Consider the following 15,526-nt stretch of genomic DNA (forward strand, 5'->3'; position numbering starts at 1 on the left):
CAAGGGCGGCCTGCAAATGAAGGCAAAGAAAGCGCCAGGCAAAGCGGCACCGGCGAAAGCCGCGCCCGCAGCGCCCGCGCCAGAACAGGCTGACGCAGCTCCGGTCGCAAAGAAGGCACCCGCCAAGGGCGGCCTGCAAATGAAGGCAAAGAAAGCGCCAGGCAAAGCGGCACCGGCGAAAGCCGCACCCGCAGCGCCCGCCCAGCCGGAAGCGTCGCAACAAGCCGCAGCCGAGGAAACCACGGCCCCACAGCCGGAATCTGCCGAGACGACGACCGCCCCCACCCCGGCTGCGGATGCACCGAAACCGATCCGCACCGGCGGTCTGCAAATGAAGGCGAAGAAGGCGCCCGGGAAGGCCCCCGCCAAGCCGACAACTGCCGATACGTCTGACTCTGGCCAAGAGCCGACTGCTGAACCGGCTGCCGAAAAGGAGCCAGTTGCAGAGGTGACACCGGAGCCTGCTCCCGCGAATGAGTCGGATAACGGCAAACCGACCGCGGAATCCGCGCCTAAGCCCAAGGGCCTTGCGATGCGGCCGGGAGCCAAGAAGCCCGGCGGAAAGAGCTAGCAGCACCCCAACCAGCCCGCAGCCACCATTCCTGACAACAGGGTGGTGGCTGCGGTCTTTGGTGGCTCAACCGAAGAGATCAGTCACAAATCGGCCCCCGCCGCACAAATTCGCTCGACAGCGGTGGCACGATAGGCACGTGAGCCGAAATGATCCTTTGCCCGTGCACCACTACCATCCGAGAGTTCTGCAGCAGTCCAGCAAACTTCAGGATGTCCTCTACGAGATCCGCGGACCTGTGCATGAGCACGCGGCGCGGCTCGAGGCGGAGGGGCACCGGATCCTCAAGCTGAATATCGGGAACCCCGCGCCGTTCGGGTTCGAAGCACCCGACGTGATCATGCGCGACATGATCGCAGCCCTTCCCTACGCGCAGGGATACTCCGATTCGAAGGGTGTTCTTTCGGCCCGTCGGGCGATCGTCACGCGTTACGAGCTGATCCCAGGTTTTCCCGAGTTCGATGTCGATGATGTATTTCTCGGCAACGGCGTGTCTGAACTGATCGTCATGGTCATGCAGTCGCTGCTCGACAACGGGGACGAGGTGCTCATCCCGGCGCCGGACTACCCGTTGTGGACGGCCGCGACGAGCCTCGCCGGGGGCACGCCGGTGCACTACCTCTGTTCCGAAGAGGACGAGTGGAATCCGGACGTCTCCGATATCGAAGCGAAGATCACCAAGAAGACCAAAGCGATCGTGGTCATCAACCCGAACAACCCCACCGGGGCCGTTTACTCGGACCACGTGCTGAACCAGATCGTCGACCTCGCGCGGAAGCACCGGCTCCTGCTACTCGCGGACGAGATCTACGACAAGATCCTGTACGACGACGCGAAACATGTGTCCCTTGCGACGTTGGCTCCCGACCTCCTCACGCTCACGTTCAACGGACTGTCAAAGGCGTACCGCGTGGCCGGCTACCGTTCCGGCTGGCTCGTGATCACCGGGCCCAAAGACCATGCGCTGAGCTTCCTCGAGGGCATCAATCTGCTCGCGTCGATGCGGTTGTGCCCGAATGTGCCTGCCCAGCATGCAATACAAGTAGCGCTCGGCGGGCATCAAAGCATCGACGAGCTCGTGCTGCCTGGAGGGCGCCTGCTCGAGCAGCGTGACGTCGCGTGGGAGCGCCTCAACACAATCCCCGGCCTCAGCTGTGTGAAGCCGAAAGGTGCGCTGTACTGCTTCCCCAAGCTCGATCCCGAGGTTTACGAGATTCACAACGACGAACAATTCGTGCAGGACTTGCTGCTGCACGAGAAAATTCTGGTCGTCCAGGGAACTGGCTTTAATTGGCCGGATCCTGACCACTTCCGGATTGTGACGCTCCCCTACTCTCGGGATCTGTCAGCGGCGATCGAACGGATCGGCAACTTCCTGGCTAGCTACTCGCAGTAGCCGGTTCTCGCTGGTCAGTCTCGCTCGCGTCGGCGGATGCATCGTTGTTGCTTCGATCGGACCCCTCCGACTCCCGGTCAGGCCGCGCCGGTTCATTTCCATCGGTGGGGGCCAGGGCTGGAGGATCGGTGACTGGTTGCGCGGTTGCGGTCGGTTCGTCCCTCGGGGGACGCTGCCTGGTCCGTTCGGGCTCGGATGATCGCGTTCGTCGTGGCGGATCCGCGTTTGTGACCGGCGGCATCGTTGGTGCATTCATCTGCTCTGTGACACTGCTCACCGGGTCCTCTGTCGGTGCCGGTTCCGGCGAGGGTGTCGGTGACGGTGGTGGCATAGTGATTTCGTCCTCAGTCGGTTCGGCGGTAGCCGTCGGTGTTGCTTCGACGGGTGGCTGAAGGGTGGCCATCCATTCGGTGCGCGGTATACGCGTCCTATCCGTCTCCCACGGATACGGGTCACGCTGCGGCACGGTGACCGCGCCCTGCCGGTCTCTCACAATGCTGTCCCATTGAGAGTTGACCTCGGACGCCAGAAAGAGTCCTACACCGACTGCGGCGACAACGGAAATCGCGGCGGCAGTAACGAGTGTGCCCACAGGGAATCGTCTGCCGCGTGCGCCGGAGCCCGCAATCTGTGATTCCGCCACCAGCCCGTGTACAACGGCGAATTCGGATTCGATCGGCCGTAGCACGGGGACGCGGAACCAGTCGCTCGCCAACTCGACAAGAAAAGGCAACTGCGCCCCGGCGCCCACGAGGGCGATGGCTGTGACGGCAGCTGATGCTCCGGAAAGGGTTCTAGCGATACCTGCGAAGGACGCCGCGACGATGGGTGCCGCAATGCGGTCGAGCTCTTCCGTTGTGAGGGCAACACGCTCCCCACCCACATCGATTACTGCGCTGTTAGACGAAGAAAGAGCCTCTTTGAGCCGTTGGGCCGCGCGCTGAAGATCACCCTGCTGGATCGGTGCCAGACTCAGGCTTCGCTCATACAAATAGGAGGCAATCGCTTGATCGAGTGCGGCGCCACTGGGGCTGGTGTCAGTCACTTGCTGCAGCACTGCGCCATCTGACGCATCGACGAGCACATATCGGACAGCCGCAGACCCGAAGTCACATACCAGGAGATAACCTTCGCGCGGGAGATCCATTGAATCAAAGATCCCCGCCCACGCTGCGGTTCCCGCCGGCACCGGGATGGGCTGGTAACCCCCGTCCCGCAGTGCACCGATCACGCCCGGGCGACTCGAATCAGCGACCCGCACCGCTGCTTCGTGCTTGAGCGAAATCCGGTGCTTGCGTTCGATGCTTGCCACGAGCTCGATCAGGTCTGCGCCGTCTGCCAGGGTGCCGTATTTAACCGCGCCCTCGGAGGTTTTCAGCGCCCATCGAACGTTCGCTTCGCCTGCCGCGATGCCGATTGTCGCCGCCACACGATCCCCCGCTCAGCTGGAAGCGCTTCTTGCGCGCGTCCAGGATATACGCGGACCTGCCAGATCAGAATCCCAGCGGGATTTGTGTCAGAGTGTCGCCAGGGTCTGCCGGTTGCTCGTCACGCTGGTCCCCGCTGGGTTCATCACCCGGGTCAGTGTCCTCCCCGGCGACGGCTGCGCCGTCATCGGATGCGCTGTCGTGATCCGGATTCGCTTCGGCGCTGCCATCGTCAACCGGTTGACCAGCTTCCGTCCGCCCCGGAAGTTCGTGCGCTTCGCCCGGTTCGGGGGCCGGAGCAGGCGGAGGCAGCAGCGGGGGCACCACTGGTTCAACTGGAGCGGGCGGAATGAACGGCGCGGGCTCGTCAGCCGCCGGTGCGGGCTCAGGCTCTTCTACCGGTTCAGGAGCGGTTTCCGCTGGCACAGGATCAGCGGCTACGGGCCGCTCAGCGTTATCTGGCCGACTGAGTTCGGCTGAGGACTGCCGGTCCGACCGCTGGCCCCATTCTTGTGACGTAGTCGCCGCCTGGTGCACACCGAGACCTGTGCCGGCTAACAGCGCAATGACTGCGGCACCCATGAGCAGCCGCCGCGAGTTGGGTGATCGGCGATGCACGGCGGGCTGGCGCCGCCGCGCTCCGACACGTGCCGCCTTGACGACCGAAACGGTGCTAGCAGGGTTCGCGCCGGTTTGCTCAGCCGCGTGCACGACTGTGACAAGACTTGCCGCACCGATAGCTGCAACAGCGGCTGGGTCCTCAGGCACGATGATCGGTACGTTGCGGTACTCGCGGGCGACCGGAGCGAGCAAGACGGCTGAAGCGCCGAGCAGGTAGATCGATTTCGCGTCCCGGCTGCTGTCAGCTGCGAGTTGCATCGCCGCGCTGAATGACTGGTGAGCACCGCGCGAGATCCGCTCAGTGACGTCAGTTCGATGGACTGTGACGCCGCCTGCCTGGGCGGTTGCGCGGTCCGCCAGGAGGGTCCTCAACTCTTCGATGCGATGGCGGCTCCCCGTAAGTTGACGGATTGCCTCATCGATCGTTCGCTGCCCCATGAACGGGTGGTAGTCACGCGCGAGCGTCTCCCCTGATTCGGGGTCCAGAAGGCTCACCGTCGCAGCGTTGTCCCCCAGGCTGTACAAGATTACGTCGCCCGGCGCCATGAAGACGCCGATCTCCTGCAGGTATGCCCACTGAGCAGAGGCGATGTCGACGAATTGCAGGGTGCGGTCGCCATCATTGAGCGCACCTTCGATGGCTCGCACTGGTTCCCGACTGGGGCTTGCGATGACCACCGATCTGATGGGACCTGCCCACTCTTCCATCAAAGTGACAGCCCTGGCGACAGCAGTGCCGACGCCCTCACTTCCCACCGGGACGGTCTGCTCGTCGCATGAACCGTCCGGGTAGCGCAGCGCGGAACGTACATGCCGCGCGTCGACCGCGATGCCCAGTACCGATCCCACTTGCTGTCCCTTCCGCCTGCCAGCAGGTGACCAGCGAAGTCACCTCGTCAGCAAGTGTGCAGGCAGCTCCAGCGACTGATACACGAAACGTGTCCGTTCGCTGTCAAATCGCAACACACGGTTACGAGGCGCTCCGGCCGAGCGCACGATACCGCCAGCCGGCCTGCACCCATTTGGGCGCGTTGAGACAGTTTCGGCCATCCGCGATGACTTTATTGCGCACAACGCCGTCGAGGACGTCCGGGTCGAGATCGCGAAATTCCCGCCACTCGGTGAGCACCAGCACGATATCCGCGTTTTCACACGCTGTGGTCACCGCATCGGCGTATTCGAGCGTCGGGAACACTTTCCTTGCGTTGTCCATGGCTTTCGGGTCGTAAACGCTGACGTTGCCGCCTTTGAGCTGCATCTGCCCAGCCACGTTGAGAGCCGGCGAATCTCGGACGTCATCGGAATCCGGCTTGAACGCTGCACCCAAGACCGCGATGTTCTTCCCGAGCAAAGAGCCGCCACTCGCCGCGGTCGCGAGTTCGACCATGCGCGAGCGGCGGCGCATGTTGATGCTGTCGACCTCACGCAAGAACGTGAGCGCCTGATCAGCACCAAGCTCACCAGCGCGCGCCATGAAGGCGCGAATGTCCTTCGGTAAGCATCCTCCACCAAAGCCAAGACCAGCGTTGAGGAACTTCCGCCCGATGCGATTGTCGTAGCCGATCGCATCGGCAAGCAGCGTCACATCGCCACCCACTGCTTCACACACTTCCGCCATCGCATTGATGAAGGAGATTTTTGTGGCGAGGAACGCATTTGCGCTGACCTTCACCAATTCCGCCGTCGCATAATCCATGACAAGGAACGGTGTACCAGCTTGCACGGCGCTCGCGTATATGTCGCGGAGGATTCCTTCCGCGCGCCCACCCGGGCGCGCGCCGATGACGATGCGGTCGGGCTCGAGCGTGTCTTTGATCGCAAACCCCTCGCGGAGAAACTCCGGGTTCCAGGCGAGTTCGACATCGGCACCGGCAGGCGCGAGCTGCTGTACACGGTCAGCCAGCGCGGCTGCGGTGCCCACCGGCACTGTCGACTTGCCCGCGATGAGCGCCGGTCGGGTGAGCAGCGGCGCCAGCGTATCGATGACGGCGTGCACATACTTGAGATCGGCGCCGTAGTCACCGCGCCGCTGCGGCGTGCCAACGCCAAGAAAATGCACGTCGCCGAACTCAGCGGCCTCCTCATACGACGTGGTGAAAGCAAGTCGGCCATTCTCAATATTTCGCTGCAGGAGTTCAGTCAGACCGGGTTCATAGAAGGGCACCTCACCGGCCCGGAGGCGGGCGATCTTCTTCACGTCCACGTCCACACCCAGTACCTCGTGCCCCAGCTCAGCCATGCAGGCGGCGTGTGTAGCCCCAAGATACCCAGTTCCGAAGACGGCCATCCGAATCGACATGGCTGGACAATATGGGCGCTTAATGAACACAAGGCATCCGCATTCTGAAGTCCATCCAATCAGTTATCGCTAATTCGCTGACGTCCTCCGCTTCGTTGCTGAGAGCTACTCAAACCTGGAACGGCCTCACTTTTGAGGCGTAGGCTTCCACATGAGGTACGTGACTAAACCATGAGGGAGAAACTATGCCGCACCGAGCTTCGTCCGCCCTCGGTACGCCCTGCTGGATCGACCTTATTAGTACTGAACCCGACCTCGTGACCCCCTTCTACACCGGGCTTTTCGGGTGGAGTTCCGAGCGCTCGGGCGAAGGCGACGAAGATTACGTGATGTTCTACCTCGACGGCCAGGCTGTGGCCGGATTGGGTCCGAATACCCCCGGATCAGATTTGCCTGATTCATGGACCGTGTACATGGCCGTGGCGGACGTGGACGAGACTATCGCCGCGGTTCAGAAGGCTGGCGGACGCACAGTAGTTCCTGCGACCACAGTCGGGCCGGAAGGCCGTTTCGCCCTCATCGTCGACCCCGGTGGTGCAGTGCTCGGCCTGTGGGAAGCCGGGCAGCAATCCGGCCTTGAAGTGATCGCCGAGCCAGGCGCACCAGTCTGGTTCGAATTGAACACACTCGATATCGATGCGGCACTGCCCTTTTACCGAGACGTCTTCGGCTGGCAGTTTCAGCCGCTCGGCGCTGAGGGGATGCGCTACGAAACCGCCGTCGTCGAAGGGGAGCAGGTGTGCGGCATATTCGACGCCAAGGGGTCGCTGCCAGACGGTTCAGTTTCGCACTGGCACGCGTATCTCGGCACTGCTGATACGGATGCGACCGTGGAGCAAGCCCTCGAATTCGGCGGGAAACTCACAGCTGAGCCCTTCGACACAGAATACGGGCGTATCGCCCATATTCTCGACCCCTCCGGAGCTGCAGTAGCCCTCTGCTCAATACCCGCGGCAGAGGATGAAGAAACGCCGGGGTGACACGAGCTGGGGCCGTTTACGCATTGACGGCCGAGGCTTGCTAAACTCGGCAGCCGCAGCACATCGCGGCAGCGCCGATGTAGTTCAATGGTAGAACATCAGCTTCCCAAGCTGAATACGCGGGTTCGATTCCCGTCATCGGCTCTTACGACGAACGCCCTGGTAGAGGACTTGACTTCCGCCGGGGCGTTCGTCGTTGGCTAAGCCTGGGCGTCGCCGCTCCCCGCTGAAGGTAATCAATCGCCGACCCCCGCGCGCCCCCTCACAAAACCCGGCTTCGTTTGCTTGAATGACCCCACCGGTGCGGCCGCAACGGCGCGTAATTTGCCTGCCCGGAAGGCAACCGAGGGATACGCATGACTCTTGTGAACATGGCGCAGCGTATTAACGTGCTGAATGGCTCTACCGGCGAGCGGCTCGGCGAATTGCAGAGCCGCCGTCTCACCGAACTAGTGCAGTTCGCCAGAACTCATTCCCCGTTCTACCGCGGCCTGTACGACGGTGTCCCACAGCATGTGACGGACCCAGCAGTCCTGCCGGTCACGAACAAAGCTGTGCTTATGGAAGACTTCGACGACTGGTCAACCGATCGGGAGATCACCCGCGACGCGGCTGAGGCGTTCGTCAGCGATCCCGAAATGATCGGGCACAAGTTTCTGGGCAAGTATCTCGTTTCAACCACGTCGGGCACATCCGGCTATCGCGGAATCTTCCTCATGTCGGAGGAGGAACTGGCACAAGCTGGGAGGATCAATCTTCTGCCGCAGGTTGTCGACTTTCTGAAGAAGGGAATCGTATCCGGCGCTGCGCTTCGGCTTGTTCGCGGCCGACTGCGCTCGGCGTCGATTATCGCGACCGGGGCCCACCACATCCTCAATTCGATAAGGCTGAGGTCGAGCGAGAGTGGTCGGCGGAAGGGAAGTAACCGCAACATCGTGCTGTCGGTGCTCCAGCCAGTCAGCGAACTCGTCCGTGAACTCAACGCGTTTCAGCCGGTCATGCTCAGCAGCTACGCCGGGATCATCTCCATCCTCGCGTCAGAACAAGAGAAGGGGACCTTATCGATCAGGCCGGCGCTCGTCGCGCTTACAGGCGAGGGTTTGCCAACCAGCGAATACGCCCGGATCGAGCGGGTGTTTGGTGCGCGAGTCATCGACTCGTACGGTTGCAGCGAGGCGATAACCATGAGTCGCTCCTGCGAGCACCGCTGGCACCACATCCTCAGCGACTGGATTATCGTCGAACCGGTGGACGAGGATTGGCGTCCAGTCCCACCGGGAACGCTGTCTCACACCACGCTGCTCACCGTTCTGTACCGAAAGACGCAGCCGATCATTCGCTATGACCTCGGCGACGCGGTCCTGCAAAGGCCCGATCCGTGTCCATGCGGTAACCCCAATCCGGCGGTGCGCGTCAGCGGCCGGGCGGTTGATCTGCTGCGCACACCAGACGGCGCAGCGAAGACGAGCGCTGCGCTTGTCGTGGAGTCACTCGCCGCGAAGGTGGACGGCATTCGGCAACTTCAGCTTCTGCAAACGGGTCCCGCCACTTTGGAGGTGAGGCTCGTGCCAGACCACCGCGTGGAATCGGAGTCGGTTTGGACTAATACCCTCGCCGTGCTCGCGAGACTCCTCGCCGACAACGAATTGGAGTACACGCTGAAGCGCGGTACCGCACCACCTGAGTTGAGCCCCGGAGGTAAGCTCCGCCAGTTCATTCCTGCCGCGCCGAGTGGTTCCGGCTGAACGTCCAGCCGCGAACCTACTCCCAGTGAATCGGCGGCCCGTGCGGCGACGCATAGGCGACAATGTGCTCTTCCTGGTACGGCCAGCACGCCCATGTCACCGTGAATTCGAAGCCGTGATAATCGACATCGGTGTCGTCGCGTACGCGGCGCGGCTCCAGCGCGATATGCGCGACTGGTGCCGCGGATGTCGCTGCGGCTCGCAGACGGGCAAGTTCCCGCGTGCATGCAGCGCGCACTGAGTCGGGCAGATACTGCCACATCACAGAATGCTGAATCACTGTGACACAGCCAATTTCAGGTTCTAGCCCGGCCAGGAACTGCTCGGCCGACTGTGCCGCAACGTCGGCAGGCACCGCACGAGCGAGTTCTAAGGCACCGCGCAACCGCTCGAATCTAGCCTGTTGGTCTGGCCAAACATAGGATTGCAGACGCAGCGCGGCGGCGTCATCTACCGGGGAGATCGGTTCGAGGTCGCATCCCCGCCGCTCGCAGATTGTGAGCGCCGCGGAAGGCGGCGTGTTACCGACCCACGCCCCGGGGATGAGGACGGGCGAGTCGGCCGGACCGCGGAAACCTTCTGGTGTACCGACGCGGAAAAGATCCGCTCGCAGATTGAGGCCCGCGCTGGCGCCGATCTCATTCAGGCGCAAAGGAAGCCCGGTGCGCTCAGCGGTGAGTTCCATACCCCCTCGCAACGCTGCGCCACGACCAGGCTCGTTGGTCTGCGGCGGATGTGTGAGGCCCTCCGCGACAGCCTCGCGATGCACCTCGCATGCCTCCGCAAACGCCTGCCATACCGTGTCGGGGTGCGAGCGCGTGGTTCCCCCGCAACTCGGATACCACCGGGCCAGTTCCGGCACCAGGCCTTTGAGCGCGAGCAGATGCACACTGCCGAAGAGCCGAAGTGCAACTGCGGCCCCCCGAGGCTTCGCGACGTATGGCTCGAGCAGTTCAGCAATGATTCCCCCAGCCTGTGCATTCTGCGCGGCTCGAGCCATCAGAGAGGAATAGAGTGCTGAACCAAGCCGCGCACAAGCGTCGCTCTGGAATCGCAATTCGAGCGCGATATGGTCGCGAGCTTCAGGCCGCAGCCTCACACCCGAAACCGTACCCCACAGCCGCTGGCGCGGCGCGCGTGCCTGTCCAGCCCCTCGCCACCGGCGCCGACGTGACTGTGGCGGTACCGGAGTGCTGACGTCTACTGGAAATTCAGGTATGCCCGCGACGGGGTCGGTCCGCGCTGACCTTGATACTTCGAGCCGGTGCGGGCGCTGCCGTAGGGATCCATCGCAGGACTGGACAGCCTGATGAGACATAGCTGACCGATCTTCATGCCGGGCCACAACGTAATGGGAAGATTCGCGACGTTGGAAAGCTCCAGGGTGATGTGACCGCTGAAGCCTGGGTCTATGAAGCCGGCAGTCGAGTGTGTCAGCAGGCCGAGCCGCCCGAGTGAGGACTTGCCTTCGAGACGCCCGGCCAAGTCGTCCGGCAACGTGCATACCTCGAGTGTCGACCCCAGTACGAATTCTCCCGGATGCAGGACGAAGGGCTCACCGGCCGGCGCTTCAACGAGAGAGGTGAGTTCGTCCTGCTGCAGTTTCGGGTCGATATGGGTGTATCGAGTGTTGTTGAAAACTCGGAAGTAACTGTCGAGGCGCACGTCCACACTCGACGGCTGCACGAGCGAGTCGTCGAACGGGTCGAGCCTGAGGCGTTCGGCATGAATCTCAGCGCGGATGTCACGGTCGGAAAGCAGCACCGTTAGAGGGTAGCGGTGCCAAGCTCAGATCACGAGTACCTGTAGCGGTCACCTCCGGGGCCGACGCCCCGCACCCCACCACACCGCTGTTTACCTGCACACTGCCGCTCATTGGTAATACGATGTGACTAGCGCACTTTCGCCACACGAGGGGAACCCATGACAACCCCAGACCGTTCCACTCCCTCTTCGATCGTCACACCGAAGCGCGTCGCTGCGGTTGTGCTGATCGCACTCGCGGTAGCGTTCATCGCGCAGAATACCGCTCGGTCCACAATCACGTTGCTCTGGCTGCAAGTGGAGTGGCCCATGTGGCTGGCGCTGGCCATCATCTTCGTTCTCGGCTTAGCCAGCGGTTTTCTCGTCGGCCGTAGCCGCACCAAACGTAAGTACACGCGCTGAGCACCCCTCTGCCGATATATCGGACTAATCCGGCGGCTCGCCGCTCCAGCGACTGCGCCATGCGTACGAACGGCGGGACCTAAACTCAAATCGTGCAAAACGCTGGGCGGGCCGACTGGGCAGACTGGGAGCCTTCTTCCTCTGTCGCATCCGGTTCGCTCCCATCCCGGCGGGTGCTGACGGCCGATTCGCTTGCCACACTGGCCGCAAATGTGCTCGGCGCCGTCACCAACCTGCTGTTCTGGATCGCCGCCGCCTTCCTCTTCAGCGCCGCAGACGTCGGCGCTGCAGGAGTGGTAATCGGGGCTGCCCTCGGGCTGAGTACTGTATCTAACTTCAGCGTGGGCACCCTTGCGACGCAATACCTGCCACTCTCGGGCTCACAGGCGATGCGCTGGTTTTTCCGGAGCCACTTCGCAGTCCTCGCCGCCAGCGTGACCACAGGCTCACTGTTCCTGCTCATCGCGCCCCGTGATCTGCTGTTCGGCAGCCCCACTGAGGTCCTCATGTTTCCCGCGCTCGTGGGAATCCTGTCCCTCTCGATGCTGTACGACCCAGCGGCGTCAGGTCTTGGGCGCGCGCGGTGGTCGGCGCTCGCCAACGCGAGCCACGCAACACTCAGACTGGTCCTGCTGCCGATATTCGCTTTCATTCCGCTGGGCACGACGGGAGTGGTTCTCGCGTGGTTCCTGCCTGTGATGATTCTGGTACCGATCCTGAGCGTCGCGATCATGTCCCGTATTGGTAAGACCCAGCCAAATGAGGTACCCCCGGAGGCGGGACGGCGCGGTCAGCTGCTGCGCGACTTCAGGCTGTCCTACGCGCCCGCGCTGCTGGCTGCGCTAGTGCCCGCAGCATTGCCGTTCATCATCATCAAGACGCTTGGCCCCGAGCAGGCCGGGTACTATATCGTTACGTTTTCGCTGGTCATGATGCTTGCCGTGCTTCTGTCAGCCACCGTGGGCCCGTTTACGTCAGCGGCTACCCAGTACGCAGCCGATCTCGCTGGCCTCACCTATCGCTTCGGTTTCCTCAGCGTGCTAGCGACCATCGCGAGTTCAATGTTCCTCGCTGTAATTGCGCCCACAGGCCTTGGGCTCATTGGGGAGGACTACCGTACGCACGGCGGGCCATTGCTGCAGCTCGCAGCTGCAGCGATTCCGTTTCTGGCTTTTGGCGCGTTTTACGGAGCACTCGCGCAAATCCGGAAGGATTACCGCCGCGTCATCATCACGCAGCTCGTTAGCACAGCGACACTGCTTCTGGGCGCGGCCTTCTTCGCAGGACACGCCGGACTCGCCGCAGTGGGCTGGTCATTCCTCCTCGCGGAAGTACTCGTCGCCGCGATCGTTTTCGTTCCCGCTGTTCGCGCGATCAGGGCGGCATTGCGCAGCAGGACGGGTGGGGCCTCGTACACCCGCGCATCCGATAGCACAGTCGCTAGCTGAATGTGAACCACTTCGCAACAGCGCGTATTGGCAGCAGCGCATCTACCACGTAAACTAGCTTAAGTTACTGGCGAGTAGTTAGTGAACGCTACGTCGGCCGGTATAGCGACCGTACGACAATCTCAACGGAGAGAGTTAATAATGGGCCACTACAAGAGCAACGTCCGCGACTTGGAGTTCAACCTCTTTGAGTTCCTCAAGCTGGACGATGTCCTGAAGTCCGGGGAGTTCGGCGACCTCGACGCCGAGACTGTTCGTGACATGCTTACCGAGGTTGCGCGACTCGCTGAGGGACCTCTTGGAGAGGCCTACGCGGACGCTGACCGCAACCCGCCGGTCTTCGACCCTGAGACCCACGAAATAACGCTGCCCGAATCGTTCAAGAAGTCTTTTAAGGCGCTCTGGGACGGTGAGTGGTACCGCATGGGGCTCGCAGAAGAGATCGGCGGCATCCCCGCTCCCCGCACTGTTGTCTGGGCGATTGCTGAGATGCTCCTCGGTGCACAGCCAGCTGCCTTCATGTATGCGGCAGGACCTTCGTTCGCCAACGTTCTGTACCACCTCGGCACCGAGGAGCAGAAGAAGTGGGCCGAGCACATCGTCGAAAACGGCTGGGGCGCCACCATGGTCCTCACCGAGCCTGATGCCGGTTCGGATGTCGGCGCAGGCCGGACGAAGGCCGTCAAGCAGGACGACGGCACGTGGCACATCGATGGCGTGAAGCGCTTCATCACCTCCGCCACCTCAGACGACCTGTTCCCGAACATCATGCATCTCGTGCTCGCCCGTCCCGAGGGCGCCGGGGCCGGCACCAAGGGCCTCAGCCTGTTTTTCGTCCCGAAGTACCACGTCAACTGGGAGACCGGGGAATACGGTGAGCACAACGGTGTCTTCGTCACCGGAGTCGAGCACAAGATGGGCCTCAAAGCGTCGGCCACCTGTGAGCTGACCTTCGGACAGCATGGCAAGCCCGCCGTTGGCTGGCTCGTCGGTGAAGTGCACGACGGCATTGCGCAAATGTTCGAGGTCATCGAACACGCCCGCATGATGGTGGGCACCAAGGCCATTTCCACGTTGTCGACCGGCTACCTGAACGCGCTCGAGTACGCCAAGGAGCGGGTCCAGGGTGCCGACATGACGCAGATGACCGACAAGACCGCGCCCCGCGTCACTATCACGCATCACCCCGATGTCCGGCGCAGTCTCATGACCCAGAAGGCATACGCCGAAGGCCTGCGCGCCGTCTACCTGTACACGGCCGTACACCAGGACCTTTCCGCCGCGAAGATCGTCTCCAACGCGGACAAGGATCTGGCCTTCCGCATCAATGATCTGCTGCTTCCGATCGTCAAGGGTGTCGGCTCTGAGCGGGCGTACCAGTACCTCACCGACTCGCTCCAGACGCTCGGTGGTTCCGGCTTCCTGCAGGACTACCCGATCGAGCAGTACATCCGGGACGCGAAGATCGACTCCCTTTACGAGGGCACGACAGCCATTCAGGCGCTGGACTTCTTCTTCCGTAAGATCGCGCGCGACAAGGGTGTTGCCCTTACGCACGTGGCAGGCGAGATCAAGAAGTTCATCGACAACCCCAGTGGTGACGAGCGCCTGAAGAATGAGCGCGAACTCCTCAGCGCCGCCCTGGAAGACGTTCAGGCCGTATTGGGTACCTTCTTCGGTCATCTCATGGGGGCTGCCGAAGAGCCGAAGGAGCTTTACAAGATCGGGCTTGGGTCGGTTCGTCTGCTGCTCGGTGTCGGTGACCTCGTCATCGGCTGGCTGCTCCTGAGCCAGGCCGAGATCGCACTCGGCGCACTCGACAAGGGCGCGAGCGATAAAGACAAGGCGTTCTATGAGGGCAAGGTCGCTGCGGCGTCCTTCTTCGCTAAGAACCAGCTGCCGGAGATCCACGCGATCCGTCAGGTGCTGTCGAACATCGACGCCGACATCATGGAGCTCGACGAAGCCGCATTCTGATGCCGAAGCAGCGGTGAATCCGTTGCTTCTCACTCCGTAAGCGGGGTGTTACTGCGCTACGCACGCAGTAACACCCCGCTTGCAACTTCCGGGGGTCGGCGGACTACGCTGCCGGGCAGGGGGTGCTCGTGGAAAGATCATTAACATGACTGACGCGGAGGAAGCGCCGGATTCCGTGCATGGTGACTCAGACGGAGACGAAGCCGCCGTCGTCACCGCGCGTGAGATCGTGCTCAATGGCACGCGCGGGCGGGTTTACGGCCCATGCACTTTCGACATTCCGGCAGGGGAACTCACCGTCATCAAGTCCCGCCCCGGGTCAGGGCGCACCGCGCTTCTCCTGTCCGTCACCGGGCGGATGCGCCCGAGTTCCGGCGGCCTCACGGTCTTGGGTCTTCCCTACCCCAAGAGGGGAAAGGCGATTCGCGCCCACACCGCCATCGCAGGGTTCGACGATATCGATGATCTCGACGAGTCCGTCACTGTCGGAGAAGCCATCCGCGAACGCTTGGTGTGGGCCGCTCCGTGGTATCGGCGGGTTCGCAAAGTTTCTGACGACACCGCTATGGCCATCTGCGCACCCGTCTTCGGTGACCGGGCGGTGCCACCCGCGAAAACAGTGATCTGGGAGCTGGGGCAGCTCGATCAACTGCTGCTGCGAGTCGCGCTCGCCCTTGTCCCCGATCCGTACCTCCTCGCTGTCGACGATTTCGAACAGGTAGAAAGCGACTCAGACCGCGCGTTCTTCACCGAACGGCTGTGCGCGATCGCACCATCATGCACCGTGGTGTCCACCGCGGTGGACACTGTTTCCGGGTACGGCATCTGTCACGTCGACCTAGGGGCAGATTCCAATCGCGCAGCGCAGGCAGCGCAGTAAGGCGCATCGGGGACAC

General features: G+C 62.6%; 12 protein-coding genes, 1 tRNA gene and 1 pseudogene. 9 read left to right on the forward strand and 5 right to left on the reverse strand.

Going from position 1 to position 15,526, the window contains the following annotated elements; all coding sequences use genetic code 11:
• Positions 1 to 571, forward strand: a pseudogene (locus ONR57_RS21115) (Fe-S oxidoreductase); the annotation flags it as partial.
• Between the two features lie 139 nt (positions 572 to 710).
• A complete protein-coding gene (locus ONR57_RS21120) occupies positions 711 to 1,967 on the forward strand; it encodes a pyridoxal phosphate-dependent aminotransferase (RefSeq protein WP_265125680.1) in 1,257 nt (418 codons plus the stop codon).
• On the opposite strand, the gene ONR57_RS21125 is transcribed toward ONR57_RS21120, so the two are convergent.
• From ONR57_RS21125 to ONR57_RS21135, 3 genes are all read right to left on the reverse strand, one after another.
• Positions 1,951 to 3,396 (reverse strand): Hsp70 family protein, encoded by a 1,446-nt coding sequence (locus tag ONR57_RS21125; RefSeq protein ID WP_265125681.1) that lies wholly within the window; start codon positions 3,394 to 3,396, stop codon positions 1,951 to 1,953. The genes ONR57_RS21120 and ONR57_RS21125 overlap by 17 nt on opposite strands.
• 64 nt (positions 3,397 to 3,460) lie before the next feature.
• Positions 3,461 to 4,864 (reverse strand): hypothetical protein, encoded by a 1,404-nt coding sequence (locus ONR57_RS21130; RefSeq protein ID WP_265125682.1) that lies wholly within the window; start codon positions 4,862 to 4,864, stop codon positions 3,461 to 3,463.
• A gap of 121 nt (positions 4,865 to 4,985) precedes the next feature.
• Positions 4,986 to 6,308, reverse strand: coding sequence for a UDP-glucose/GDP-mannose dehydrogenase family protein (locus ONR57_RS21135; protein WP_265125829.1), 1,323 nt, complete (start codon positions 6,306 to 6,308; stop codon positions 4,986 to 4,988).
• Positions 6,309 to 6,499: 191 nt separating this feature from the next.
• On the opposite strand from ONR57_RS21135, the gene ONR57_RS21140 reads away from it, so the two are divergent.
• The 3 genes from ONR57_RS21140 (at position 6,500) to ONR57_RS21150 (ending at position 9,039) form a co-directional block, all read left to right on the forward strand.
• Positions 6,500 to 7,294, forward strand: a complete 795-nt coding sequence (locus ONR57_RS21140; protein WP_265125683.1) for a VOC family protein — start codon at positions 6,500 to 6,502, stop codon at positions 7,292 to 7,294.
• 73 nt (positions 7,295 to 7,367) lie between these two features.
• A tRNA-Gly gene (locus ONR57_RS21145) sits at positions 7,368 to 7,438 on the forward strand.
• A gap of 212 nt (positions 7,439 to 7,650) precedes the next feature.
• Positions 7,651 to 9,039: a hypothetical protein gene (locus ONR57_RS21150; protein ID WP_265125684.1), complete on the forward strand. Its 1,389-nt coding sequence runs from the start codon at positions 7,651 to 7,653 to the stop codon at positions 9,037 to 9,039.
• A gap of 16 nt (positions 9,040 to 9,055) precedes the next feature.
• Here the strand turns inward: ONR57_RS21150 and ONR57_RS21155 are convergent, their stop codons facing one another.
• The gene (locus tag ONR57_RS21155) at positions 9,056 to 10,138 is read right to left on the reverse strand and encodes a DUF2332 domain-containing protein (RefSeq protein WP_265125685.1); all 1,083 of its coding nucleotides are present in this window, start codon (positions 10,136 to 10,138) and stop codon (positions 9,056 to 9,058) included.
• A gap of 101 nt (positions 10,139 to 10,239) precedes the next feature.
• Positions 10,240 to 10,803, reverse strand: a complete 564-nt coding sequence (dcd, locus tag ONR57_RS21160) for a dCTP deaminase (protein ID WP_265125686.1) — start codon at positions 10,801 to 10,803, stop codon at positions 10,240 to 10,242.
• Between the two features lie 159 nt (positions 10,804 to 10,962).
• Between dcd and ONR57_RS21165 the strand changes: the two genes are divergently transcribed.
• The 4 genes from ONR57_RS21165 (at position 10,963) to ONR57_RS21180 (ending at position 15,510) form a co-directional block, all read left to right on the forward strand.
• A complete protein-coding gene (locus tag ONR57_RS21165; RefSeq protein ID WP_265125687.1) occupies positions 10,963 to 11,205 on the forward strand; it encodes a LapA family protein in 243 nt (80 codons plus the stop codon).
• Positions 11,206 to 11,297: 92 nt separating this feature from the next.
• Positions 11,298 to 12,653 (forward strand): lipopolysaccharide biosynthesis protein, encoded by a 1,356-nt coding sequence (locus tag ONR57_RS21170; RefSeq protein ID WP_265125688.1) that lies wholly within the window; start codon positions 11,298 to 11,300, stop codon positions 12,651 to 12,653.
• Between the two features lie 141 nt (positions 12,654 to 12,794).
• On the forward strand, positions 12,795 to 14,630 hold the full coding sequence (locus tag ONR57_RS21175; protein ID WP_265125689.1) for an acyl-CoA dehydrogenase: 1,836 nt from the start codon (positions 12,795 to 12,797) through the stop codon (positions 14,628 to 14,630).
• 145 nt (positions 14,631 to 14,775) lie between these two features.
• Positions 14,776 to 15,510: a hypothetical protein gene (locus tag ONR57_RS21180; RefSeq protein ID WP_265125690.1), complete on the forward strand. Its 735-nt coding sequence runs from the start codon at positions 14,776 to 14,778 to the stop codon at positions 15,508 to 15,510.
• Positions 15,511 to 15,526: the final 16 nt, after the last annotated feature.

Source organism: Hoyosella sp. YIM 151337, assembly GCF_026041215.1.
Taxonomy (GTDB): domain Bacteria; phylum Actinomycetota; class Actinomycetes; order Mycobacteriales; family Mycobacteriaceae; genus Hoyosella.

What these genes read in the sequence shown, in the direction of transcription:
- ONR57_RS21140 (WP_265125683.1), top strand. Translation starts at nt 6,500, where the DNA reads ATGCCGCACCGAGCTTCGTCCGCCCTCGGTACGCCCTGCTGGATCGAC.
- ONR57_RS21150 (WP_265125684.1), top strand. Translation starts at nt 7,651, where the DNA reads ATGACTCTTGTGAACATGGCGCAGCGTATTAACGTGCTGAATGGCTCT.
- ONR57_RS21165 (WP_265125687.1), top strand. Translation starts at nt 10,963, where the DNA reads ATGACAACCCCAGACCGTTCCACTCCCTCTTCGATCGTCACACCGAAG.
- ONR57_RS21175 (WP_265125689.1), top strand. Translation starts at nt 12,795, where the DNA reads ATGGGCCACTACAAGAGCAACGTCCGCGACTTGGAGTTCAACCTCTTT.
- ONR57_RS21180 (WP_265125690.1), top strand. Translation starts at nt 14,776, where the DNA reads ATGACTGACGCGGAGGAAGCGCCGGATTCCGTGCATGGTGACTCAGAC.